This is a genomic window from Agrobacterium sp. GD03872 (assembly GCF_029840625.1).
GTDB classification, from domain to species: domain Bacteria; phylum Pseudomonadota; class Alphaproteobacteria; order Rhizobiales; family Rhizobiaceae; genus Agrobacterium; species Agrobacterium fabrum_A.
In genome coordinates this window covers 55,523-75,293 of the sequence record NZ_JAOCCY010000020.1, presented here as the reverse complement: position 1 = coordinate 75,293, position 19,771 = coordinate 55,523, and the positions used below count along the sequence as shown (strand labels likewise).

Genomic DNA, 19,771 nt, shown 5'->3' with positions numbered 1-19,771 from the left:
GATGCGCACGTACGCATCCTCACTATCGTCGGCTTCCCGACCGCGACGACGCCCGGCATCCTCGACGAGCTGAACCGACTTGCCTTTCCCTATCGCTGGTCGACCCGAGCGATCCTGCTCGACAAGACCGACGCGACCAAGCTGCTGACAAAGATCCGGCGGCAGTGGTTCGCAAAGCGCAAGTCGATCGCCGCCATTCTCAAGGAGGTGATGACCAACGAGGCATCGGCGCTCGTTGACACTGACGCAGCCAACAAGGCCGCTGACGCTGATATGGCGCTACAGGAACTGGGCGCCGACTATGCCGGCCAAGCCTACGTGACCGCGACCATCACCGTCTGGGACGATGATCCCCGCGTCGCGGCCGAGAAGCTCCGGCTGGTGGAGAAGGTCATTCAGGGCCGCGACTTCACGGCGATGACTGAGACCATCAATGCTGTCGACGCCTGGCTGGGCTCACTCCCCGGGCATGTCTACGCCAACGTCCGCCAGCCGCCCATCAGCACATTGAATCTCGCTCACATGATCCCGCTGTCAGCGGTGTGGGCGGGACCGGAACGGGACGAGCACTTCGATGCACCCCCACTGCTTTACGGCAGAACGGAGGGCTCGACCCCGTTCCGGCTTTCCATCCACGTCGGCGATGTCGGTCATACGCTGATCGTCGGGCCGACCGGCGCCGGTAAATCGGTGCTTCTCGCACTCATGGCGCTCCAGTTCCGCCGCTATCAACAATCTCAGGTCTTCGCCTTCGACTTCGGCGGATCGATCCGCGCCGCGGCGCTCGCCATGCAGGGCGACTGGCATGATCTCGGCGGCGGTTTGACTGAGGGTTCCGAGGAGAGTGTGTCGCTCCAGCCGCTCGCCCGCATCGACGACGTCGCCGAGCGCGCCTGGGCCTCCGACTGGCTGATCGCGATCCTCTCCCGAGAGAGCGTGCCGGTCACGCCCGAGGTCAAGGAGCATCTGTGGTCGGCGCTTTCGTCGTTGGCGTCAGCGCCGGTCGCCGAGCGCACGTTGACCGGGCTGTCGGTCCTTCTCCAGTCCAATGACCTGAAACAGGCGCTGCGACCCTACTGCGTCGGCGGCCCCTATGGCCGGCTGTTGGACGCTGAGGCCGAGCATCTCGGCGAGGCGCATGTCCAGGCTTTCGAGACCGAAGGTCTGATCGGCACCGGTGCAGCGGCAGCGGTGCTCGCCTATCTCTTCCATCGCATCGAGGACCGCCTCGACGGCCGGCCGACACTCCTGATCGTGGATGAAGGTTGGCTCGCCCTCGACGACGACGGCTTCGCCGGACAACTCCGCGAATGGCTGAAGACGCTGCGCAAGAAAAACGCCAGCGTCATCTTCGCCACCCAGTCGCTCTCCGACATCGACGGCTCTGCGATAGCGCCGGCGATTATCGAGAGCTGCCAAACGCGCATCCTCCTGCCGAACGAGCGCGCGGTCGAGCCGCAGATCACCGCTATTTACCGCCGCTTCGGTCTCAACGACCGGCAGATCGAAATCCTCGCGCGGGCAACGCCCAAGCGAGACTATTACTGCCAGTCGCGACGGGGCAATCGCCTGTTCGAGCTGGGCCTGTCGGATGTGGCCCTGGCGCTGTGCGCAGCCTCATCCAAACAGCATCAAGCGATGATCGCCGACGTCCACGCCCGAAGCGGCACCGGGGGATTCCTCGCCGAGTGGCTGGCGGCCAACCGACTCGACTGGGCTGCCGACCTGATCACCGACCTCACCAACGTCAATCAACAAGACCCGGAGGCACGTCCATGACACGTCTGATTCAAACCCACAGTCGCGCACTGCGCGTGACGGCCGCACTCCTCGCGGTCCCGCTCGCACTTTCACCGGTCCTCAGCACCCCGGCTGCCGCTCAGTGGATCGTCTACGACCCAACGAACTATGCCCAGAACGTCCTCACTGCGGCGCGGACCCTCCAGCAGGTGAATCAGCAGATCACTCAGCTTCAGAACGAAGCTCAGATGCTGATCAATCAGGCGCGCAATCTTGCCAGCCTCCCGCACTCTTCGCTTCAGCAGCTTCAACAGTCGGTTCAGCGGACGCAACAGCTTCTGAGCGAGGCGCAGGGGATAGCCCTTAACGTCCAACAGATCGACCGAGCATTCCAGACCACCTATGGCAATGCCTCGATGTCCGCCTCGGATCAGGCGCTCGTCACACAGGCGCGGGAGCGCTGGCAGAACACTGTCGGTGGTCTGCAGGACGCTATGCGAGTCCAGGCGGGTGTTGTCGGCAACATCGACACCAACCGTACGGAGATGTCAGCGCTTATCGGCCAAAGCCAGGGCGCGACGGGGGCGTTGCAGGCGACGCAGGCCGGCAATCAACTGCTCGCACTGCAGGCCCAACAGCTCGCCGACCTCACCGCCGTCGTCGCCGCTAACGGGCGCGCTCAGAGCCTATCCGAAGCCGAGCGCGCCGCAGCGGCGGAACAGGGTCGTGAGCAGCGCCGTCGCTTTCTCACGCCCGGCAGCGGCTACCAGCCGGGCAATGCGCGCATGTTCCCGAACGGCAATTGAGAGGACCGACCGTGGACGGCAAATTGGTCGCTCGGATGGGCGCCGTGATTTTCGTCGCGGTTGCGGTCACCGCGACCGCGATCGAGATGTCCCGGAAAGAGGAAGTGCCTGAGGCTTGGTCGTCCGGACGAACGCCTCAAGAAACTGCGGATCCCCTGCGCGACGCGCTCATCCGCTGCCAGGCACTCGGTGAAGAAGGTCCGCGAGACCCCGCCTGCCGCCGGGCCTGGGCCGAGAACCGACACCGCTTTCTCGCGCCCGGTTCTCGTCCCGTCGAGCGCTTGCCGGACGTAGCATCACCCATCGGTGACGTCTTCAGCCCTCAACCACGAGGGACAGACGCGCAAGATCACGCGCCGACCGCGCCGAGCACGCCACAGATCAACGAAGCGCGATAGCATCATGGGCAACACCGGCGTCATCGACCACTTCCTCGAGGTCTTCACTCGCTACATCGACAGCGGGTTCGGCCTGCTTAGCGGAGAGGTCGCCTTCATCGCCACGACCCTGATCGTCATCGACGTGACGCTCGCGGCACTGTTCTGGAGCTGGGGCGCCGACGACGACATCATGGCGCGGCTGGTGAAGAAAACGCTCTTCGTCGGCGTCTTCGCCTACATCATCGGCAACTGGAACAACCTCGCACGTATCGTCTTCGAGAGCTTCGCCGGTCTCGGGCTGAAGGCGAGTGGCACCGGATTTTCAACTGCGGACCTCATGCGCCCGGGAAGAGTCGCGCAGACCGGCCTAGACGCCGGTCGACCATTGCTCGACTCCATCTCCAGCCTGATGGGCTACTGGTCGTTCTTCGAGAACTTCATCCAGATTGCCTGCATGTTTCTTGCCTGGGCGCTGGTCCTGCTCGCCTTCTTCATTCTCGCCATCCAGCTGTTCGTCACCCTCATTGAATTCAAGCTGACGACGCTCGCCGGCTTCGTCCTGATCCCGTTCGGCCTGTTCGGCAAATCCGCGTTTATGGCCGAGCGCGTGCTCGGCAACGTCATCTCCTCCGGCATCAAGGTTCTGGTCCTCGCTGTCATCATCGGCATCGGGTCAACGCTCTTCTCAGAGTTCACTTCCGGTTTTGGCGGGCAGAATCCGTCGATCGACGAAGCCATGGCGATCGTGCTGGCCGCGTTGTCACTTCTCGGCCTCGGCATTTTTGGTCCCGGAATCGCCACCGGGCTCGTTTCTGGCGGCCCGCAGCTCAGTGCAGGCGCGGCGATAGGAACCGGCCTCGCAGCGGGCGGCGTGGTCGCTCTTGGCGCCGGCGCCGTCGGTGCAGCAGCCTCCGGCGGCGCGGCCTTGGCAGGCGGTGCGGCAGCCGCAGCTCGTGGTGGCGCCGCCATCGCGGGTGGAGCGTCCACAGCCTACAGCCTTGGCGCAGCCGGACAGTCCGGCGCGGCCGGGGTGGCCTCCGGCCTCGGAGGCGTTGCGCGTGCAGGCGGCAGCGCGGCTGTCTCACCTCTGCGCCGTGCCGCATCGCGCGCTGCCGACACAATGAGGTCAAGCTTCAACGCAGGCGGCAAAGCGGCGTTCGAAGCGACAGGCGGAACATCCACCATGGGCTCAATAGGGGGTGATGCCGCCAGCGATGGCGCGGCGCCTGCGAGCGCTGGCGGGCCGCCGGCTTGGGCGCAGAGAATGCGCCGGTCCCAGCAAATGACTCACGCCGCCCAGGCCACGGCTCATGCCGTCCGCTCTGGCGACGCCCATGGCGGCGGTTCCTCGGTAAATCTGACTCAAGGCGACCGCTAATGTTCAAACGACCATCCACTCACTACGGCAAGGCACCCGAGCCGGAGACGCCGTATCAACGTGCTGCCCAAGTCTGGGACGATCGGATCGGGGCCTCCAGGATCCAGGCGAAAAACTGGCGGCTGATGGCTTTCGGCTCGCTGATCCTTACGGCGGGGTTCGCCACCGCCCTCGTCGTGCAATCAGCTCGCGGGACCGTCGTGCCGTGGGTCGTGCAGGTCGATCGACTGGGTCAGTCCCAGGCGGTCGCACCCGCCGAGGCCGACTTCCGGCCCACCGATCCACAAATCGCCTTTCATCTCGCGCGCTTCATCGAACAGGTTCGCAGCATCCCGGCGGACGCGATCATCGTGCGTCAGAACTGGCTACGGGCGTACGACTTCACAACTGATCGCGGCGCCATGGCGCTCAACGACTATGCTCGCTCGAACGACCCGTTCACGCGGGTCGGCCGACAGCAGGTTGCTGTCGATGTCTCAAGCGTCATCCGCGCCTCGCCCGACAGCTTCCGCGTCGCCTGGGTCGAGCGCCGCTATGAGAACGGCCAGCTCGCCGAGACCACGCGCTGGACCGCGATCCTGACGATCGTCGTGCAGGTCCCCCGCAACGCCGATCGGCTGAGGGCAAATCCGCTCGGCATCTATGTCAACGCCATCAATTGGTCACGGGAGCTTGGGCAATGAAGCCGTCTTTCCGTAAAGCCGGAAACCCGGCTTCACACGCACTTGTAATCCCGGCTCTCCGCCGAGCCGCAATCCCGATGGTCCTGCTGGCGACAACTGCGCTCGCGGGCTGCGCCACCACGAACCCACCGCCCGAGATCTCCTACGACAACGCGGCTCCCGCCGTGCAGACCGTCGATCCGCCAGCGCCCGTCACCGTGGTCGAACTGCCGCGGCCGCTGCCGCTACCCGGCCAGTTGCAGCGTGTGCCGGAGACGCGACGCGCGCCCGAGCCCGCCAACCCAACGGCGCGCGTCAACCAGGCTAATGAGGCGGCCCGCGTCCAGCCGGTGCGCGACGGCTTCATCAACTCCATGCAGGTCTATCCCTGGACGCAAGGCGCGCTCTATCAGGTATATACCGCTGTCGGTCAGATCACCGACATCGCGCTTCAGCCCGGCGAACAGCTCGTCGGCGCAGGCCCTGTTGCGGCCGGGGACACGGTGCGCTGGATCATCGGCGACACCGAGAGCGGATCGGGCGCGACGCGCCAGATCCACATCCTCGTGAAGCCCACACGGGCCGACCTGATGACGAACCTGGTCATCAACACCAACATGCGCACCTATCACATGGAGTTGCGGTCGACAGAGCGAACCTACATGGCTTCAGTGTCCTGGCAGTATCCGCAGGATCAACTCATCGCGCTGCGCCGGCAGAATGCCGACGCGCAGGCCGCTCAACCGGTTGCGAGCGGTGTCGATCTCGCGAACGTCAATTTCCGCTATGCCATCGAGGGTGACCGCGCTCCTTGGCGCCCACTGCGCGCCTTCGACGACGGTCGCCAGGTCTTCATCGAGTTTCCGCGAGGCATTGGTCAGGGCGAGATGCCGCCGCTCTTCGTCGTCGGGCCCGAGGGCAACACCTCAGAACTGGTGAACTACCGCGTTCGCGGCCACCACATGATCGTCGATCGACTCTTCGCGGCGGCGGAACTGCGGTTCGGTTCCGGTCGCGAGCAGAAGCGCGTCAGGATCGTCCGAACAGACGGGAGGCCCACCTCGTGAGCGCGAACTCGCCCACAAATGAGGAAGTGCCAGACGATGATGCACAGCCCCTGACCGGCGAGCCGGTCGGGCCAGCGCCGATGCGTCTGCGCGCCGAACCGCCCCGCGTCACTCGACTATCGCGCAAGGTCCTCGCCGGCCTTGGTCTTGTCGCCAGCGTCGGCCTTGGTGGTGCACTGCTCTACGCGCTCCAGACGCGCGACGCCGGTCGGCCCAACGACGAACTCTATTCGACCGAGAATCGCTCGACGGCTGAGGGCTTGGCCGGCCTGCCGCGAGATTACAGTGGCGTGCCCCAACTCGGTCCGCCCCTTCCCGGTGACCTCGGCCGACCGATCCTCAGCACCCAGGATCGCGGACAGCCGGTGCCCGCTCCCGTTATCGCCACACCCAACCCCGGTATCAGCGCGGAAGAGCAGCGCCGCCTTCAGGAGATCGAGACCGCGCGGACCAGCCGCCTCTTCTCCGGATCGGACAGCCGGGGCGCTCCCGCTGCAGCGGGAGCTGCCCCAGCACTCCCGCACGCTCCGGATTTGGCGAGCCTCGGCCTCGCACCTCCGCCGGCCACACCCTCCGCGCAGGAGCGTCAGAACGCTTTCCTGAACGCAGCGACCGATCGACGGACGGTGTCGCCCGATCGCGTCGTTGCTCCAGCGTCGCCAAATGTACTTCAGGCCGGCGCAGTTATCGCGGCAGCTCTTATAACCGGCATCCGATCCGACCTCCCGGGCCAGATCACCGCTCAGGTGACCGAAAACATCTACGACAGCCCGACAGGGCGCATTCTGCTCGTGCCACAAGGCACGCGCATTATCGGCCAGTACGATAACAATGTGCAATTCGGTCAAAGCCGCGTCCTGCTAGTCTGGAATCGACTGATCTTCCCAAATGGCCGTTCGATAGTGCTCGAGCGCCAGCCCGGCGCAGACGTCGAAGGCTATGCCGGCCTGCAGGATGGCGTCGATTACCACTGGTGGGATCTTGCCAAGGCCGCCGGTCTGTCGACTCTTCTCGGAGTCGGCGCCGAGCTCGCCGCCGACAATGACGACCGTCTCATCCAGGCGATCCGGAATGGCGGTCAAGACACGATCAACGATGCCGGTCAGCAGATCGTCAGACGGCAGCTCAACGTGGCTCCAACATTGACGATCCGGCCGGGATTTCCTGTCCGTGTCGTCGTGACCCGTGATCTCGTTCTCGAACCTTATGGGGGCTGATGATGTCGAAGCTCAAGCTAGGTCCCATCGCCGACGAGAAGCCGATCAAGGTTCAGGTGGAGCTGCCGGCGGCTCTCCACCAAGACCTTTCCGACTACGCGGATTTGTTAGGGCGCGAACAAGGTATGCCTGCTGTCGAGCCCGCGCGGTTGATCGTACCGATGTTGCAGCGGTTCATCGCAACCGATCGAGGGTTCTCGAAGGCTAGGCGTACGAAGACCCAGAACGCCTCCGATTAGCTGGCGCTGCTCCGCGTGAAGGCTGGCAGGACATCGAAGCACTTCAGCAGCAGCGGCAGAGCCGGATTGTCGTTATCGCTCGACGAAATCATAGCCGCCGTCGGCGCCCGCGCGGGTGTGAGCGGAACCAATGCAATATCAGGCCGATGCACGACGCTCGTTATCGTCAGCCCGAAGCCTTGCTCGACCATGGTCAGAAGTGTTTCCCTGCTGACCTGCTGGATAGACAGTTGGATCGCCTCTTCGGCAGCGCCCAGCATCCGCCGGAGAATAGCTGCGAGTTCGCGCCCGGCACCATCGGAGCGGACAAGAAAGACTTCGTCGCAAACGTCCTCCCAGGCGAGCCGCGGTCGCGACGCGAGTTGGTGTATGGGTGATAGGGCAACGAAGAGGTCGGGTTCGCACAACCGTCGAATCTGAAACGGAGGGCCCTTCGTTGCGGCCAGGCTGATCGCCGCGTCTAGCAGCCCGCGCTCCACGCCGAGGGTGTTCTGCTCTGACGTGCCTTCTTCGAGCTTCACCTCGATCGTCGGGTGTCGCTGTCTAAAGGTCGCCAAGAGGTCGATTATGGGACATGCCGGAAACGCCTCGAGCATCCCGAACCTGACTAGTCCAGTCGTAAGTTTACGGACCGATCGCATCTCAGTGGCGGCCTCGCGAAGATACCTCGCCCCGACCGCAGCTTGCTGCAGAAATCGCTCTCCTTCCGGCGTCAATCCAGCGCCCGATCGCGTGCGCTTGAACAGGGAAACGCCAAGCTGCCGTTCGAGCATCTGAACGCGGCGGCTGACCGTTGATTGCGATATCGAAAGGCGATCCGCCGCCCTGCGGAAACTACCCGCTTCGGCGACATGGATAGCATACTTAAGGTATCGAAGATCGAGCGTCAGATCAGGCATGACGCGCATTCCCGGTTCCCGGCTTCCGTTCGCACGAGCAGCGCGCGATGCTCCAAAGCCTTTGCTGGAGGCCCCGCTTTTCGATCTCAGATGGGGAATCCAAGCCGAGCCCATCAGTGAGCATGACCATCTCCGAATCCGTGATAGATGTATGCGCCGGTCATACATATTCGAGCGCTTGATGTCTATGCGTGACGCATATATTCTTTCCGGATGGAGCCCGAGGCCGCCAAATATCATTTTGGTGCACTTGCGCTCGCGGTAGCTGACAGCATCGCGAGCGCATCAGCCTCGCTTTCGCCGAGCGGCCCCGCGGCTGCATTGATGGTCTTCCTTAGCTTCGAGCCGGGATTACCTATCAGTGTCCTTGCGAGCCGGATCCGGCTTTCGCATGCGGGAACGGTCCGATTGATCGATAGGCTCGAATCCGATCACCTGGTGGAAAGGCGGCGACACACGGCGGACAAGAGGGCGCGCTTTATCCACTTGACCAATGCAGGTGTGAAAATGACCGGCGCTCTGCTCAGAGCGCGCGAACAAGTGATTGCAGCGTGTGTCTCGCCGCTGTCGCCGGCTGACCTGAACAAACTAGGCCGATTGTCCGAGCGGCTCCTTATCGCAAACGGTTACGAGAAATCTGGTGTCGAAACTATGTGGCCCGTGGTTGGCTACCGGGGACAGACACCGGCTGAAAATGCATCTCAGCCCGCCCGCCAGCTGCGCCGGCGCCCTTCGCACAAGGGCTGACGAGAAACCGAGGCAGGCTTGATATCTTTGGCATCGATCGCGTTCGACTTTCTCATATGCATACTGGCCTTCTGGTTCGGGTATTCTGCGAACCGAGGCGGCACGTGCTTGGTCGTAGCGGCTCATGAGTTGCAGCAACGGCGCCGACCAAGAATGTTCGTCGGATTTGTTGCGGCGTCTGCGGCTGCTGGCCTTATTGCGATACCGCTCGCTTGGTCGGGGACGCTGAACGCGACCCTCCCACTCTCGACGAGCGTCAACGGCCTCCTCATCATCGGCGCCATCGCCTTCGGCCTCGGCGCGCTCATAAATGACACCTGCCTGCTAGGTTCACTGGCACGGTTAGGGGATGGAGAGATGCGGTTGCTTGCCCTTCCTGCCGGACTGGCAATCGGCATCTTGGCCGCTGATTTCGGCCGGTTTGGCGCCGTCGCGACATGGCCAAGTTTCATCGCTAGGCCGAGTGTCCCTGGGGCCGCGACGCTTCTTGCCTTAGCCGTCGTGCTCGCGCTGGCGGTGATCTTCGTATCGCGGAAGACCCCACCGCGAAGAAGGCAGAGCTGGGCATTTGGCGCTTCAATGATCGGCCTCGGTATCACTGGTGGGCTTCTCTACGCGCTTTCGCCAGCATGGACATTCGCTGACCTTATCCAACGCGGCCTTCCTCTTCGAATGTCGCCAACAGGCGAGGTCGCACTGGTTGCGGTCATTGCCTCAGTTGCGGGAGCCATCACGGCATCCGTGCGCCAGGGTCGCTTGCGTTTCCAGCGGCCGACGGCCGCCGGCATCCTGCGGTCGATCGCCGGCGGCGCGTTGATGGGAATAGGCATCGGCCTGATACCCGGTGGCAACGACGCTTTAATCCTTGCCGCAATGCCTACGCTTTCTCCGGGCGGCATAGTCGCCTACCTCGTGATGACGACCACGATCGTTTTCGGATTCGAAGCGCGTGACAGACTGGCCAGGAACGGCGCGTCAGGCCAGGGGAAAAAGTAGACGGTCCGGCGTCGTTCGTGACACCTTTGAGTACCGGCTCCGCAGGTCGTACGCCTTTCGTGGACCAATGACCCTGATAACTGTCTCGAAAGATCCTGCGTCGAGAATTCGGTAAAAAGCGTGATAGGCGTCGTCACCGCAGAAGTGGGTGTCTGTTGCCTCGTACCCCCAATTCTTGCGCGAGAATGCAAGGTTGAGAAACAGCTTCCCGGTGTTCGGTCCGTCTGCGAACTGAACGTCTACTCGGTGGCCGACCGCGCAGTACCGATATTGCCGAGACGCTGAGAGTTCGCGGCCATCCCGAAGCCGAAGTATCCCGCTTTCTCGATAGGTGAGCGCGGATTCACCTGTCGAAGCGAAATCCGCGTCGCCAATCAGTTGTTCGCCCGTCGGATCGACGTTGCGACGAAGCGCCCACTCTCCACGGAGCGTGTCCAAGACCATCGTGCCTATGTTCACGACCGATCGATGGTCATCGGCCCAAGGCGCTCATTTTTGGGTTGGACCGACGCAAACAGCAGCACAAGTGATGCCGCAAGCAAAACTGCGTCCTTCAGCAAAAACTGGCCAGGAGCGGCGGATATCGCAGGAAAGCCTCCGGCAGTCGGCTCCCCGACCCCAGGCGTCGTAAAAAAGAAGGTCAGGGTGATGAAGTAGGTCGCCGCCGACATAAGCGCGCCAAGCGCTGAGAAGGATGGGCGGAAAGCCCCTAAGGCCAGCACGACTGCGGTCGACAGCTCGATGACGCCGACAAAGTAACTTTGGCCCTGTACCCCGAACATACCCAGCCAACTCATGATCGGACTATGGCCGATGAAAGGGGCGATGCCATCGGCCTCGTAAGCCGTGAATTTCATCGCGCCGAACCAAGAGAAAACGATCACGAGCGCCCATCTCAACAGCGCCAGTTCCTTCCGACTGCGCTCGGGCACAAGCAATTCATACCGATCGAAAATACTCATATCGAACTCCTCAAAAGGGGATGATCGTCAGGGCGTCACGGACGATGGTGGCCGACTGGGCAATCGGCACACCGGGCCTGATCGCACAGACGACAGATTGCCAAGCCGCCGTGGAGGTCCGAGAACAGCGACGACAGGATGTTGTCCGCGGCCCGCTCCAGCACGACGCGATCGTCAGCCGACACTTTGCTCAGCAGCTCGGACACCGCCGCGTTCCGCAGACCTAGCAGCTTGGTCCGCTCCACCTGACCACGCGAGGTCAGCGAGACATGAACTACCCGGCGGTCAGAGGGCGACGGCGATTTCGCCACCAGGCCTTGCTCGCCTAGCCTCTCGACGACGCGAACTGCACCTGCATGCGAAAGCCGGAGAGTTTGCCGTACCTGGCCGATCGACATTCCTGGCGCGTGACCGATCGCGATCAAAGCCGCGGCCGTCTCGCCCCCCGCATTGAATGCTTCAGCGATCGCCAAGCGCACGCGGTCAGACACCGCTTGAGACAGCGCGCCAAAGATGTTGATCAAGCGATCCGAGGGGTCATCCATCGCCGCGACTCACGCAATATATGCGTCGCGCATACAATATCTGTGGGCCGGTGTCGAGCCTCGTGCCGGAGTACAAGCGTTCGCTGGAAGGCTTAGACGTCGTCGGTGCCTACCGGCCCACCTTCGCCCTCCATCCGATTGATCGCACGCACATCCTTGGCGTTGAACTTGAGCCTTACGCCGAGCCCTCCGCTATTGTCCTCGCTGATGAAAACCGCGCCGCCGCGTTCGAGCGCGTCCCGCAGCCGCGTCAAATCCGAGGCTGCAAACACGCTGGCGCCGGCTTCGAATTGAGCTAGCGCCTCTTCCTCCAAGCCTGCGATCTTGGCGACATGTGATCGCGGCCACTGAATGAGCGCTCTCGCTGCACGTGCTAGTGGCCCATTCATGTTTAATGCCTCCGTTTCGCGAACGCATCCTGTCGCCAAGATACGACCTTTCCCGCAACCGATCCGCTAGATGAGCTTCGCCATCACCACGGCGACATCCGCCATGCGTGTCGCGAAGCTCCACTCGTTGTCGTACCAAGCAAGCACGCGAACCATCCGGCCATCGACGACATCGGTCTGGGGGAGCGCGACGATCGAGGATTCGGTCCGGTGGGTCAGATCCACAGACACCAGAGGCTCTGTCGTGAATGCGAGCACCCCACTCATCGGACCACTCGCAGCCTGACGAATGGCGTCGTTCACTTCGTCGATCGTCACCTCCCGGGATGCGGAAATAGCGAGATCGACGACCGATACGTTCGGCGTTGGCACGCGGATTGACGAGCCATGGAGCTTGCCTTTCAGTTCTGGCAGCACGCGTCCGATTGCGTTCGCGGCTCCGGTCGAGGTTGGGATCATCGACAGCGCGGCTGCCCGTGCGCGGTAGAGATCCTTATGCACCGTATCCAGCGTCGGTTGGTCACCGGTATAGGCGTGAACCGTGGTCATGTAGCCCCGCTCAATGCCACATAGATCGTTCAGTATCTTCGCGACGGGCGCGAGGACATTCGTGGTGCATGAGCCATTCGATACGACGACATCTTCGGTTGTCAGCGTTTCGTGATTGACCTTGAAGACGATCGTCTTGTCTGCGCCCTCGCTGGGCGCGGAGACGAGCACGCGCTTTGCTCCTGCACGGATGTGCGATTCAGCCTTCTCCTTGGAGGTGAACAAACCCGTGCATTCGAGCGCCACGTCGACTCCAAGCTCGTTATGCGGAAGCTTTGATGGATCGCGCTCCGAAAACACTTTGATTTTACCGGACCCGATGTCGATCCAGTCTTCGCCGGTGGCTATCGATCCTTGAAAGGGGCCGTGAACTGAATCGTACTTCAGGAGGTGCGCCAACGTAGCAACCGGCCCGAGGTCGTTGATCGCAACCACCTCGATGTCATCACGCCGTAGTTCGACGATCGACCGTAAGGCCAGTCGTCCGATCCGACCGAAACCGTTGATTGCGACCTTGACCGTCATGCCTGTGTCCCCTGGTTCGCCGAACTGGCTACGGCATACGCACTTCGCTCAGTGCCGCCTGGCACGCGGTGGTCGTCTCCAGCAGCGAAAGCTTGCCGATCAGACCATCCTCATTATGTATGCGCCACGCATAGACCTATCCGTCTGTTGGCTGCAGGTCAACGAGGCAATGTCGGCATGGAGGATTAGGTTTGCGCCGCCCGGTTTCACAATCGACCTGGTGAAGGCACGCATACCGGCGAGATGAAGTGGCGTTGATGTTTACCCAAGAAGAAGAGAGGAGGCTGGCTGCGGCTAGAGCAGTCGACGAGATCGAAGACGGCATGTTCGTTGGCCTTGGGACCGGAAGCACAACAGCCTATGCCATTAAGAGCCTGAGCGACCGCATTCGGCAGGGCCTTCGCATCACCGCTGTCGCCACCTCCCGAGCGACCGAAATGTTGGCTCGTCGTCTCGCGGTGCCGCTCGTTCCTTTTGAGCAGTTCAGTTCGATAGACCTCACGATCGACGGCGCTGACGAGATCGACTGCCACTTTCAGGCGATCAAAGGCGGCGGCGGCGCCTTGCTCCGAGAGAAGGTCGTGGCCGCCGCTTCTAGCCGGATGATCGTGATCGTAGACGCTAGCAAAGTCGTTCAACGACTCGGCGGGTTTCCTTTGGCGGTCGAAGTCGTGCCCTTCGCGAGCGAGTTCGTTCGAACGCATCTTGCCAACCTCGGAGCCAGTGTGACGCTTCGCTCGGTCGGCGGAGAACCATTCATCACAGACCAGAGCAATCACATCTTGGATGCAGCCTTCGGCAAGGCCCTTAGGCCGATCGAGATCGCCGGAGCGATCGATGCCATCCCCGGCGTAATGGAGCACGGCTTGTTTCTCAGCGAGATTGACACTGTGGTGGTCGGACGCGGTGAGACGGTCGAGGTGCATCTCAGAGAGCAAGCCCCCGGATCCCTCCGTTAGGTGCCGACGAGGGGTGGCACCTGGCGCAGGCGTGATGTGATTCGGCCGTCGGGCAGCCAAAATCACGACAGCCCACCCCGATCTATAGCCGCCAGGTATCGCCATTTTGTGTGTCCCGACGATCGAAGTCCTGTATTCCAATCGTCCGCGCCATCCGCAGCATATCCTAAGCCACTGTAAAGGCGCACCTTTCGGCTTGCCAGAATCCCCCGGCGCCGCAGGGGTATGGCTTGCTGTCTATGCTTCGCGCACATATAGATGGGGCAATGGATGGACCTCGAGATCGAAATATCTTCGGGGCGTTCGCACTCATGATCAGCGACGACATCGTTCGCGCTAGTTCATCGCGGGCGCCAGAAGCTGGACCCGCCGCCTCGGCGCTTGCGTTGATTGCCCATAAGCCAGGGCTATCGATCCGCATGCTGTCAGTTGGGGTGGGACTTTCCCATGCCGCGACCGTCCGCTTGGTGGACCGTTTGTCGACGGAGGGATTGGTCGAGCGGCGTGAGCATTCGACTGACGGGCGCACGCGGTCCCTCCATCTTACAGAGGCTGGCAAGGTCGCGAGCGATGCGGTCCTGGCCTCGCGAGACAAGGTGATCGCTGAGGGACTATCGATCCTCACCCCTACCGAGTTGGACGCTCTTTATAGCATTGCTGAACGCGTGCTGCGCGATCGCCTGGAAAACCTCGAGCATTCCTACCGCATCTGCCGCTTGTGCTGTTACGAGGGCTGCACGAATTGCCCGATCGATGCCGAGTTGCACGAGCGCGGCGTAGACCGCGAGAACGGCGGCGAGGCTTAGAGCTCCGGAAGTCGCAGGTTTCAGTGTTGAGCGATGAGATACGCCGCCAGAAACCCCACGACCGTGATCAGGCCTATGAACGGCGGCGCCTTCTCGAAAGCTTCGGGAATCATAGCCTCCGCCAGCATCGCGATGACCGCGCCGGCTGCGAACGACAGAATGGCAGGGGCTTGAGTGGACGCCGAGCCGAGCAGAAGGTTTCCCGTACCGGCGGCGATGCAGACAAGTAGCGGAATACCGATCCAGACCGCGTAGATATAGCTTCGCGATCGGCCCGCGACCTTCATTCCGGAAGTGCTCGATAGACCCTGTGGCACATTAGCCAAAAAGAAGCCTGCCACTACTGCAAGGCTGATCCTGCCTCCACCAGCCACGGACATCCCAATCACGAGGGCCTCTGGAATGCCGTCGAGGACGCTGCCAAGCGCAATCGCAGCACCGCTACCGCGGTGCTCCTGTTCAGTGGCCTGCTCGGTGCATTCACCGCATCGCTTTCGATGCTTCGCGCCCCTGCGAGAGAGAAACCAGTTTGTGCCGCTGAAGATTGCGGCCCCTGCGAGCAGCGCAAAGATCGCTAAGGGTCCCAGGCCAGCCGACACGCGATCACCGATGAGTTCGGTAGCGACCACGGCAATCAACACACCACCACCGAAGCCCATCACCGCTGAGATCATGCGGTGAGTGAGTCGCCCGTACAGCACGTCCGCAAGAACCGCCCCCACCAGAAGTCCGCTTCCTGACAAAAGCCCCCACAAGCCGGCGATTACGTATTCGGGTATCATCGCAAGAACCCGGCTGACCTAGCGACGCGGGGCGAGCGCCTTAGCGTCCGTATCGTTGATGACCGTCCCTGCGTGCTCATCGTTTCGCTCGGTCCAATCGCCAGGCCGGTCGCTCGAAGTGGCAGCTATAGCCGCCGGGTCGACGCTGGAGGTACTTCTGATGCTCTGGCTCGGCCTCCCAGAACGGCTCTTCCGGGTTGATCTCGGATACGACAGGTCCCGGCCAGCGCCCCGACGCTTCGATCTCGGCGATTGTCTCCAGAGCAACGTCCATCTGCTTCTCAGACGTGTAGAAAATCGCGGACCGATAGCTTGGTCCGACGTCGTTACCTTGTTGCTCGTATGTCGTCGGATCGTGGATTTGGAAGAAGAGTTCCAGGAGAGCACGATATGTCAGTATCGAAGGATCAAACGTGACCTCCACCGCTTCCGCATGACCATGGTGTCTCGTGTAAGTCGGGTCCGGCATTTCGCCGCCGATGTAGCCGACACGCGTCGTCACGACGCCCTTCGCGCGGCGAAGTAAATCTTCGAGGCCCCAGAAACACCCACCCGCAAGTATCGCTCGCTCGGTTCGCGTCGGCGTCTGGTCAGTAGTGGGCAGACTCTGCATTCGATCAACCTCCGCTCTGTGCACCACATCAGTTCGCCGGCGCCGCACCTGCAGGCTGCGCATCGCTCGAAAGTTCGGTCTGCACATCCGAGCCTCGGACGAGTGTCAGGTCGACCGGACACCGATCCGCGATTTCCAGAATGCGCGCCCGCTGTTCATCGCTGAGCGGCCCATCGAGAGAGACGGTGCGCGTGAAGCGGTCGGGAGGCATCATGTCCGCCACTTTCTCGTGTCGCACGGTCGTCGTCGCTCGCTCCAGCGGGAAGCCTTTGCGGTTCGCGTAAAGACGCATTGTCATCACCGTGCAGGCGGCCAGTCCGGCCGACACCAGTTCGTAAGGAGACAGGCCGCTGCCGAGACCTCCGACCGATTCTGGTTCATCGGCGAACAGCGTGTGCTCGCCACTACGGACCGTGAGTTGGAACTTCCCCGCCAACGTTTCCGACGCCACGACTCCATTCGCTAACTCGACTTGCGGAAGGTCCGCCGCGAGCGGCGGCAGGAAGCGGCTTGCCCACGCTGCGACCATAGCTGAGGCGTAGTTCGCATCTTCGACATCGGTGAGAAGGTGATCGGCCGTGTCGAGCGAAACAAAGCTCTTGGGATGGCGCGACGCGACGAAGATGCGCGAGGCGTGCTCGATACCCACGACTTGATCCACCGGTGAATGCATCACAAGCACCGGACGTCGAAGGGCAGCGATAGACCTCTCGATGTCCACTTCGTCGACCGTTTCAAGGAAACTGCGGCGGATCAGGAAGGGCCTGCCAGCAATCTCCACCGATGCCTCGCCCTCGCTCGCTATCGCGTCTAGGTCGGCAGGTTGAAAGACGCGCAATATATGCTGAAGATCAGCCGGGGCGCCGATCGTCACTACCGCTGCGATATCCGGCAAGTCGGCGGCGGCTACGATCGCAGCCGTGCCGCCCAGGCTGTGTCCGACAAGGAGGGAGGGGGCCTTACCGGCGACAGCCATGGCCTCCGCGGCGGCCTTAAGATCATCGACGTCGGAAGCGAAGCTTATCGCTTCATCCGCAGAACTCTCGATCCCGGTGCCGGCGAAGTCGAACCGCAAGACGCCGATGCCAGCCCGCGAGAGGGCGCGTGCGATGTACACGGCGGCGCGGCTGTCTTTCCCGCAAGTGAAGCAATGGGCGAAAATAGCCCAGCCGCGAGGCGTACCTTCGGGCGCCTCCAAATACCCGGCTAGATCAGAGCCTCCACCACCGGGAAACGTGAACGGTCTTCCTGTCATAAGCGTCGAGCCTCCCACGGCGACTTAGTGGGTGCACCGGAACCCTTGGGCCCTGGCGGAAGCGCCATCAGGCCCGGACTAGCCGTCCAAGACATTCTTTTTATATGCGTGGCGCATATAGACAAGCCCCTAAAGCGTGATTATATGCGTCGCGCATACTTCTGGTGGCGGTCGAAAAGACCGGTCCTGAAGCGGCATCATTCACGGCGTGCAGGCCGAAGGGCTATGGAACTCAATCAGGTCAGCTATTTCATCAACTTGGCCGAGACGCTGAATTTTACAGCAGCGGCGCGGTTGAGCGGTGTGTCCCAGCCAAGCCTGACACGCGCGATCCGCCGCTTGGAGGAAGAGCTCGGCGGTCCGCTCATTTATCGCGATGGGAAGAACAGCCGTCTCACCGGCCTTGGCCAGGACGTGGAGGCTGAGTTTCGGCGCATGTTAGTCGCGATGAAAAGTGTTCGGCATCATTCTGAAAACTGGGCCATGGGGAGGCACCGGGTGCTGGACGTCGCCGTCGCCCCGACCGTCGGGCCGAAGCTTTTTACAGCCTTCTTCGAAAGCGCGTTGGCAGAAGTGCCATCGATCGAGATCAAGATGCATTCGCTCGGGGCGAGTGAAGACACATCGGAGGTGCTGTCGGGCAAGTATCACGCATGCATCCTGCCGCGCGAGACGCGGCCGGACCGCAAGCTTGATGTGCGACCTCTGTTCCGTGAGCGCTTCGTACTCGGCTGTTCCGCGAAACACCCGCTCGCGGCGAGCGATATCGTGCGAGGCGAGGACTTGTTGGAGTTCCCGTTCGTTGATCGTCTGAAGTGTGAGTTTCGCGAGCAGATCCTAGACCATTTCGCACGACGGGAGGTACTGATGCGGCCGCGCTTCCGGTCCGATCGTGACGATTGGGTGCAACGGGTCGTCGCAGACGGCGAGGCCATATGCATCCTTCCGGAGCGGTCGGCTACAGCCCAAGGTTTGGTTACGCGTCCGATCGATGGGTTTGTCCTCGAGCGAGAGGTCGTGATCGCGACGGTCTCTGGCTCCACGGCGCCGGTTGAGATCAGGAAGATCGCGCAGATGGCGGCCAGATACGCGTGGAACTGAACGCCGCTGATCACAGCGGAGCTATCGAAACTATACGCACAGCGTATTGGATAAATATAATTGGCACTGCGATAGTCGAGGTGACCGTCAAGCAAGATAAGATGTCCGTAATGTGCCTTGGCCCTGAAACCAAGTATTGGAGACGATCATGAAGTTTGAAAAGTCTCAGGCAGCGATCGACCGCCTGACCCCCGAGCAACGCCGGATCACCCAGGAAGACGGCACGGAGCGAGCCTTCACCGGTGAATACAACGATAACAAAGAACCGGGCATCTACGTCGATGTCGTGTCCGGAGAGCCGCTTTTCGCATCGACGGACAAGTTCGAGTCGAAATCCGGCTGGCCCAGCTTCACCAAGCCCATCGTCCCCGCGCACGTGAACGAGGTGCGGGACAGTTCGCACGGCATGGTCCGGACGGAAGTTCGATCGGTCCATGGCGACAGCCATCTCGGCCACGTGTTCCCCGACGGTCCGGCCGACCGTGGCGGACTACGCTATTGCATTAACTCGGCCGCCCTTCGCTTCATCCCGCGCGATGAGATGGAAGCCGAGGGCTACGGCGAATATCTCGATCAGGTGGAGGAGGCGTAACATGCATCAGCGCGCTGTTCTCGCAGGCGGATGTTTTTGGGGCATGCAGGATCTGATCCGCAAGCAGCCCGGCATCGTGTCGACCCGCGTCGGATACACCGGTGGCGACGTCCCGAACGCCACCTATCGCAATCACGGTACTCACGCTGAAGGGATCGAGATCATTTTCGACCCGGCAGCGACAAGTTACCGTAACATCCTGGAATACTTCTTCCAGATCCACGACCCGACGACGAAAGATCGGCAAGGCAACGATCGCGGCCTCTCCTATCGATCCGGCATCTACTATGTGGACGATGAGCAGAAACGGGTCGCCGAGGAGACGATCGCCGACGTCGACGCCTCCGGACTGTGGGACGGCAAAGTCGTCACCGAAGTCGAGCCTGTCGGCGATTTCTGGGAAGCGGAGCCGGAGCACCAAGACTATCTCGAGAAGCGCCCGGGCGGTTACACGTGCCATTTCCCGCGCGCGAATTGGGTGCTCCCCAAGCGTCAAGACGCTGATGCTACCCAGCCTACCACCGGAGCGGCAGCAGAATAGCTGCAGCGCCTATCGCGACAT

Annotated in this window: 24 protein-coding genes; 15 read left to right on the top strand and 9 right to left on the bottom strand. The window is 62.1% G+C overall.

Translation table 11 applies throughout. From position 1 onward, the window contains the following. The 8 genes from trbE to N5D22_RS24525 all read left to right on the top strand — a co-directional run. A partial coding sequence (trbE, locus tag N5D22_RS24560; protein WP_279658428.1) for a conjugal transfer protein TrbE occupies nucleotides 1-1,779 on the top strand: 1,779 nt, incomplete at its 5' end. After that, nucleotides 1,776-2,546 carry a P-type conjugative transfer protein TrbJ gene (gene trbJ, locus N5D22_RS24555; RefSeq protein WP_029660577.1) on the top strand — a complete coding sequence of 257 codons (771 nt, stop codon included), beginning with the start codon at nucleotides 1,776-1,778 and terminating at the stop codon, nucleotides 2,544-2,546. The genes trbE and trbJ, both read left to right, overlap by 4 nt. An 11-nt stretch (nucleotides 2,547-2,557) precedes the next feature. After that, a complete protein-coding gene (gene trbK-alt, locus N5D22_RS24550; RefSeq protein ID WP_070154328.1) occupies nucleotides 2,558-2,944 on the top strand; it encodes a putative entry exclusion protein TrbK-alt in 387 nt (128 codons plus the stop codon). Nucleotides 2,945-2,948: 4 nt separating this feature from the next. Next, nucleotides 2,949-4,304: a P-type conjugative transfer protein TrbL gene (gene trbL, locus N5D22_RS24545; protein WP_024350822.1), complete on the top strand. Its 1,356-nt coding sequence runs from the start codon at nucleotides 2,949-2,951 to the stop codon at nucleotides 4,302-4,304. Then, the gene (gene trbF, locus N5D22_RS24540) at nucleotides 4,304-4,987 is read left to right on the top strand and encodes a conjugal transfer protein TrbF (protein ID WP_024350821.1); all 684 of its coding nucleotides are present in this window, start codon (nucleotides 4,304-4,306) and stop codon (nucleotides 4,985-4,987) included. Before trbL ends, trbF begins: the two co-directional genes overlap by 1 nt. Then, a complete protein-coding gene (gene trbG / locus N5D22_RS24535) occupies nucleotides 4,984-6,033 on the top strand; it encodes a P-type conjugative transfer protein TrbG (protein ID WP_024350820.1) in 1,050 nt (349 codons plus the stop codon). The genes trbF and trbG overlap by 4 nt, the downstream gene beginning before the upstream one ends. Continuing rightward, nucleotides 6,030-7,250, top strand: a complete 1,221-nt coding sequence (locus tag N5D22_RS24530) for a TrbI/VirB10 family protein (protein ID WP_029660576.1) — start codon at nucleotides 6,030-6,032, stop codon at nucleotides 7,248-7,250. Before trbG ends, N5D22_RS24530 begins: the two co-directional genes overlap by 4 nt. A gap of 2 nt (nucleotides 7,251-7,252) precedes the next feature. Continuing rightward, entirely contained in the window at nucleotides 7,253-7,489 is a 237-nt protein-coding gene (locus N5D22_RS24525) for a DUF2274 domain-containing protein (RefSeq protein ID WP_024350817.1), read from the top strand. Here the strand turns inward: N5D22_RS24525 and N5D22_RS24520 are convergent. Then, nucleotides 7,486-8,388 (bottom strand): LysR family transcriptional regulator, encoded by a 903-nt coding sequence (locus N5D22_RS24520; protein WP_024350816.1) that lies wholly within the window; start codon nucleotides 8,386-8,388, stop codon nucleotides 7,486-7,488. The two genes, N5D22_RS24525 and N5D22_RS24520, sit on opposite strands and share 4 nt — an antisense overlap. Nucleotides 8,389-8,601: 213 nt before the next feature. On the opposite strand from N5D22_RS24520, the gene N5D22_RS24515 reads away from it, so the two are divergent. Both N5D22_RS24515 and N5D22_RS24510 read left to right on the top strand, forming a co-directional pair. Next, nucleotides 8,602-9,135 carry a MarR family transcriptional regulator gene (locus N5D22_RS24515; protein WP_024588022.1) on the top strand — a complete coding sequence of 178 codons (534 nt, stop codon included), beginning with the start codon at nucleotides 8,602-8,604 and terminating at the stop codon, nucleotides 9,133-9,135. Nucleotides 9,136-9,153: 18 nt separating this feature from the next. Then, nucleotides 9,154-10,131: a YeeE/YedE thiosulfate transporter family protein gene (locus tag N5D22_RS24510; protein WP_341462710.1), complete on the top strand. Its 978-nt coding sequence runs from the start codon at nucleotides 9,154-9,156 to the stop codon at nucleotides 10,129-10,131. Here N5D22_RS24510 and N5D22_RS24505 read toward each other — a convergent pair. The 5 genes from N5D22_RS24505 to gap form a co-directional block, all read right to left on the bottom strand. Beyond that, the gene (locus N5D22_RS24505) at nucleotides 10,111-10,575 is read right to left on the bottom strand and encodes a DUF6314 family protein (RefSeq protein WP_070154329.1); all 465 of its coding nucleotides are present in this window, start codon (nucleotides 10,573-10,575) and stop codon (nucleotides 10,111-10,113) included. The two genes, N5D22_RS24510 and N5D22_RS24505, sit on opposite strands and share 21 nt — an antisense overlap. A gap of 11 nt (nucleotides 10,576-10,586) precedes the next feature. Beyond that, nucleotides 10,587-11,093, bottom strand: a complete 507-nt coding sequence (locus N5D22_RS24500; RefSeq protein ID WP_024350814.1) for a DUF417 family protein — start codon at nucleotides 11,091-11,093, stop codon at nucleotides 10,587-10,589. A gap of 35 nt (nucleotides 11,094-11,128) precedes the next feature. After that, the gene (locus N5D22_RS24495) at nucleotides 11,129-11,638 is read right to left on the bottom strand and encodes a MarR family winged helix-turn-helix transcriptional regulator (protein ID WP_024350813.1); all 510 of its coding nucleotides are present in this window, start codon (nucleotides 11,636-11,638) and stop codon (nucleotides 11,129-11,131) included. A gap of 92 nt (nucleotides 11,639-11,730) precedes the next feature. Further along, entirely contained in the window at nucleotides 11,731-12,027 is a 297-nt protein-coding gene (locus N5D22_RS24490) for a hypothetical protein (RefSeq protein ID WP_029660573.1), read from the bottom strand. Nucleotides 12,028-12,093: 66 nt separating this feature from the next. Then, nucleotides 12,094-13,101 (bottom strand): type I glyceraldehyde-3-phosphate dehydrogenase, encoded by a 1,008-nt coding sequence (gap, locus tag N5D22_RS24485; RefSeq protein ID WP_024350811.1) that lies wholly within the window; start codon nucleotides 13,099-13,101, stop codon nucleotides 12,094-12,096. 257 nt (nucleotides 13,102-13,358) lie between these two features. On the opposite strand from gap, the gene rpiA reads away from it, so the two are divergent. Both rpiA and N5D22_RS24475 read left to right on the top strand, forming a co-directional pair. Then, nucleotides 13,359-14,060: a ribose-5-phosphate isomerase RpiA gene (gene rpiA, locus N5D22_RS24480; protein WP_024350810.1), complete on the top strand. Its 702-nt coding sequence runs from the start codon at nucleotides 13,359-13,361 to the stop codon at nucleotides 14,058-14,060. Between the two features lie 311 nt (nucleotides 14,061-14,371). Further along, entirely contained in the window at nucleotides 14,372-14,866 is a 495-nt protein-coding gene (locus tag N5D22_RS24475) for a MarR family transcriptional regulator (RefSeq protein ID WP_230450755.1), read from the top strand. A gap of 20 nt (nucleotides 14,867-14,886) precedes the next feature. On the opposite strand, the gene N5D22_RS24470 is transcribed toward N5D22_RS24475, so the two are convergent. The 3 genes from N5D22_RS24470 to N5D22_RS24460 form a co-directional block, all read right to left on the bottom strand. Further along, a complete protein-coding gene (locus N5D22_RS24470) occupies nucleotides 14,887-15,648 on the bottom strand; it encodes a ZIP family zinc transporter (protein ID WP_029660571.1) in 762 nt (253 codons plus the stop codon). Nucleotides 15,649-15,724: 76 nt separating this feature from the next. After that, complete coding sequence (msrA, locus tag N5D22_RS24465; RefSeq protein ID WP_029660570.1) at nucleotides 15,725-16,261, bottom strand: peptide-methionine (S)-S-oxide reductase MsrA; 537 nt, start codon at nucleotides 16,259-16,261, stop codon at nucleotides 15,725-15,727. A gap of 28 nt (nucleotides 16,262-16,289) precedes the next feature. Continuing rightward, nucleotides 16,290-17,516 (bottom strand): bifunctional alpha/beta hydrolase/OsmC family protein, encoded by a 1,227-nt coding sequence (locus N5D22_RS24460; protein WP_024350806.1) that lies wholly within the window; start codon nucleotides 17,514-17,516, stop codon nucleotides 16,290-16,292. 225 nt (nucleotides 17,517-17,741) lie between these two features. Here N5D22_RS24460 and N5D22_RS24455 point away from each other — a divergent pair, with 225 nt between their 5' ends. The 3 genes from N5D22_RS24455 (at nucleotide 17,742) to msrA (N5D22_RS24445) (ending at nucleotide 19,750) form a co-directional block, all read left to right on the top strand. Beyond that, complete coding sequence (locus N5D22_RS24455) at nucleotides 17,742-18,617, top strand: LysR family transcriptional regulator (RefSeq protein WP_024588018.1); 876 nt, start codon at nucleotides 17,742-17,744, stop codon at nucleotides 18,615-18,617. Between the two features lie 148 nt (nucleotides 18,618-18,765). Then, nucleotides 18,766-19,209: a peptide-methionine (R)-S-oxide reductase MsrB gene (gene msrB, locus N5D22_RS24450; RefSeq protein ID WP_024350804.1), complete on the top strand. Its 444-nt coding sequence runs from the start codon at nucleotides 18,766-18,768 to the stop codon at nucleotides 19,207-19,209. Nucleotide 19,210: 1 nt separating this feature from the next. Further along, nucleotides 19,211-19,750 carry a peptide-methionine (S)-S-oxide reductase MsrA gene (msrA, locus tag N5D22_RS24445; RefSeq protein ID WP_024350803.1) on the top strand — a complete coding sequence of 180 codons (540 nt, stop codon included), beginning with the start codon at nucleotides 19,211-19,213 and terminating at the stop codon, nucleotides 19,748-19,750. Nucleotides 19,751-19,771 lie beyond the last annotated feature (21 nt).

What these genes read in the sequence shown, in the direction of transcription:
- N5D22_RS24505 (WP_070154329.1), bottom strand. Translation starts at nt 10,575, where the DNA reads ATGGTCTTGGACACGCTCCGTGGAGAGTGGGCGCTTCGTCGCAACGTC.
- N5D22_RS24500 (WP_024350814.1), bottom strand. Translation starts at nt 11,093, where the DNA reads ATGAGTATTTTCGATCGGTATGAATTGCTTGTGCCCGAGCGCAGTCGG.
- trbJ (WP_029660577.1), top strand. Translation starts at nt 1,776, where the DNA reads ATGACACGTCTGATTCAAACCCACAGTCGCGCACTGCGCGTGACGGCC.
- N5D22_RS24495 (WP_024350813.1), bottom strand. Translation starts at nt 11,638, where the DNA reads ATGGATGACCCCTCGGATCGCTTGATCAACATCTTTGGCGCGCTGTCT.
- trbF (WP_024350821.1), top strand. Translation starts at nt 4,304, where the DNA reads ATGTTCAAACGACCATCCACTCACTACGGCAAGGCACCCGAGCCGGAG.
- N5D22_RS24455 (WP_024588018.1), top strand. Translation starts at nt 17,742, where the DNA reads ATGGAACTCAATCAGGTCAGCTATTTCATCAACTTGGCCGAGACGCTG.
- N5D22_RS24470 (WP_029660571.1), bottom strand. Translation starts at nt 15,648, where the DNA reads ATGATACCCGAATACGTAATCGCCGGCTTGTGGGGGCTTTTGTCAGGA.
- trbL (WP_024350822.1), top strand. Translation starts at nt 2,949, where the DNA reads ATGGGCAACACCGGCGTCATCGACCACTTCCTCGAGGTCTTCACTCGC.
- gap (WP_024350811.1), bottom strand. Translation starts at nt 13,101, where the DNA reads ATGACGGTCAAGGTCGCAATCAACGGTTTCGGTCGGATCGGACGACTG.
- msrA (WP_029660570.1), bottom strand. Translation starts at nt 16,261, where the DNA reads ATGCAGAGTCTGCCCACTACTGACCAGACGCCGACGCGAACCGAGCGA.
- trbG (WP_024350820.1), top strand. Translation starts at nt 4,984, where the DNA reads ATGAAGCCGTCTTTCCGTAAAGCCGGAAACCCGGCTTCACACGCACTT.
- msrA (WP_024350803.1), top strand. Translation starts at nt 19,211, where the DNA reads ATGCATCAGCGCGCTGTTCTCGCAGGCGGATGTTTTTGGGGCATGCAG.
- N5D22_RS24525 (WP_024350817.1), top strand. Translation starts at nt 7,253, where the DNA reads ATGTCGAAGCTCAAGCTAGGTCCCATCGCCGACGAGAAGCCGATCAAG.
- rpiA (WP_024350810.1), top strand. Translation starts at nt 13,359, where the DNA reads ATGTTTACCCAAGAAGAAGAGAGGAGGCTGGCTGCGGCTAGAGCAGTC.
- N5D22_RS24515 (WP_024588022.1), top strand. Translation starts at nt 8,602, where the DNA reads ATGGAGCCCGAGGCCGCCAAATATCATTTTGGTGCACTTGCGCTCGCG.
- N5D22_RS24460 (WP_024350806.1), bottom strand. Translation starts at nt 17,516, where the DNA reads ATGACAGGAAGACCGTTCACGTTTCCCGGTGGTGGAGGCTCTGATCTA.
- N5D22_RS24490 (WP_029660573.1), bottom strand. Translation starts at nt 12,027, where the DNA reads ATGAATGGGCCACTAGCACGTGCAGCGAGAGCGCTCATTCAGTGGCCG.
- N5D22_RS24520 (WP_024350816.1), bottom strand. Translation starts at nt 8,388, where the DNA reads ATGCCTGATCTGACGCTCGATCTTCGATACCTTAAGTATGCTATCCAT.
- msrB (WP_024350804.1), top strand. Translation starts at nt 18,766, where the DNA reads ATGAAGTTTGAAAAGTCTCAGGCAGCGATCGACCGCCTGACCCCCGAG.
- N5D22_RS24475 (WP_230450755.1), top strand. Translation starts at nt 14,372, where the DNA reads ATGATCAGCGACGACATCGTTCGCGCTAGTTCATCGCGGGCGCCAGAA.